1 protein-coding gene is annotated in these 2,086 nt (G+C 54.8%); it reads left to right on the top strand.

What is annotated here, in order from left to right; all coding sequences use genetic code 11:
• Nucleotides 1-2,086 (top strand): cadherin domain-containing protein (locus Q8W24_RS16690; protein ID WP_305476019.1); only part of this gene is annotated, 2,086 nt, incomplete at both ends.

Genomic DNA, 2,086 nt, shown 5'->3' with positions numbered 1-2,086 from the left:
CAGCCACTGATACCGGCGATATCTCCGATGGCGTGACTTTCTCGCTCTCGGGCGATGATGCCGCCCTGTTCAGCATCGACAGCAGCACCGGCGAAGTGACTCTGTTGGCCGATCCCGACTACGAAACCCAATCCAGCTACAGCTTTACCGTCACCGCTACCGATGGAGCCGGTAACCATACCGACCAAGCGGTTACCCTTGATGTCAACGATCTGGACGAAATAGCCCCTGAAGCCAGTATTGTGTTATCGCCCGCGACAGCACAGCTGGAAGCACTGGGTAATACCATTGGTTATGACGATGATCCTCAAATCACCGCCGTGGGCAGCGCTGGCGCTTATGTGGTGACCTGGTGCGGGTACGAGGGTGCTGGCTATTCAGGTGATCGGTCGATCTTTGTGCAGGCGTTTAACGCCGATGGCTCCTTAAACGGTGCCACGGTACAGTTGGAAGCGCCGGGTAATACCGATGGTGATGACTATGTCCCCCAAATCACCGCCGTGGGCACTGATGGCGCTTATGTGGTGACCTGGTACGGGTACGAGGGTGCTGGCTATTCAGGTGATCGGTCGATCTTTGTGCAGGCGTTTAACGCCGATGGCTCCTTCAACGGTGCCACGGTACAGCTGGAAGCGCCGGATAATACCACTGGTTATGACTATGATCCCCAAATCACCGCGGTAGGCACTGATGGCGCCTATGTGGTGACCTGGTACGGAAGGGATAGTGACGATGATTTGTCGATCTTTGTGCAGGCGTTTGATGCTTACGGCTCCTTCAACGGTGACACAGTACAGCTGGAAGCGCCGGGTAATACCACCGGTGATGACTATGATCCGCAAATCATCGCCGTGGGCAGTGATGGCGACTATGTAGTGACCTGGTACGGAAGGGATAGCGGCGGTGATAATTCGATTTTTGTTCAAGCCTTTAACGCCGATGGTTCCGTCAATAGTGACACAGTACGGCTGGGTGTTGGTCTGAACCCTCAAATCACCGCGGTGGGCACTGATGGCGCCTATGTGGTGACCTGGTACGGTGAGGATAGCGACGGTGACTATTCGATCTTTGTGCAAGCCATTAATGCCGATGGTTCTTTCAACGGTGACACAGTACAGCTGGAAGCGCTGGGTAATACGACCGGTGATGACAGAAGTCCCCAAATCACTGCGGTGGGCACTGATGGCGCCTATGTGGTGACCTGGTACGGAAGGGATAGCGAGGGTGATAAGTCGATCTTTGTGCAAGCGTTTAACGCCGATGGCTCCTTCAACAGTGCCACAGTACAGCTGGAAGCGCCGGGTAATACCGATGGTGATGACTATGTCCCCCAAATCGCCGCCGTGGGCAGTGCTGGCGCCTATGTGGTGACCTGGTTCGGGGCCGATAGCGGCGGTGATAATTCGATCTTTGTGCAGGCGTTTAATGCTGATGGTTCCTTTAACGGTGCCACGGTACAGCTGGAAGCGCCGGGTAATACCACTGGTCATGACTATGCCGTCCAAATCACTGCGGTAGGCACTGATGGCGACTATGTAGTGACCTGGTACGGTAAGGATAGCGACGGTGACTATTCGATCTTTGTGCAGGCGTTTAATGCCGATGGCACACTGGTGATGGATAGCACCTATGAAACAGGGGAGTTGATCACACTACAAAGCAATGAAGCGGGTACGGTGTATTTGGTGAGCGATACAGTGGCTGTGGCCACTGAGGCCGATATTCTTTCTGCAGACGGTAGTTTGTGGACCCAGGCCGTTGCCACGGCCGATGCCAGTGTAGCGGTTGATAGCAGTGGCCTGGCTGGCGGCAATTATACGGCCTATGCCGTCGACAGTGCCGGTAACATATCGCAGGCCGCGGATGAAACCGTCACTCTGGTTGATACCAGTACGGTGGTGTTTGATCTGGTAAACGGCAGTTCGTCAGATCACAGTGGCCGGACGTTTGAGGAAGATACCAGCTATACCATTTACGTCCGGGTGGATTCTTCGACAGAGGTCTTGAATACCGATTCAAGTGAGTGGGGCAGCTGGGCCAATGCAGAGGCTCTTGGCAGTGATGATCAGGTGGTCTTGGTCGGGTC

It is taken from the genome of Oceanobacter sp. 4_MG-2023, assembly GCF_030689165.1.
Classification (GTDB): domain Bacteria; phylum Pseudomonadota; class Gammaproteobacteria; order Pseudomonadales; family Oceanobacteraceae; genus Oceanobacter.
This window is presented reverse-complemented; position numbering and strand designations above follow the sequence as displayed.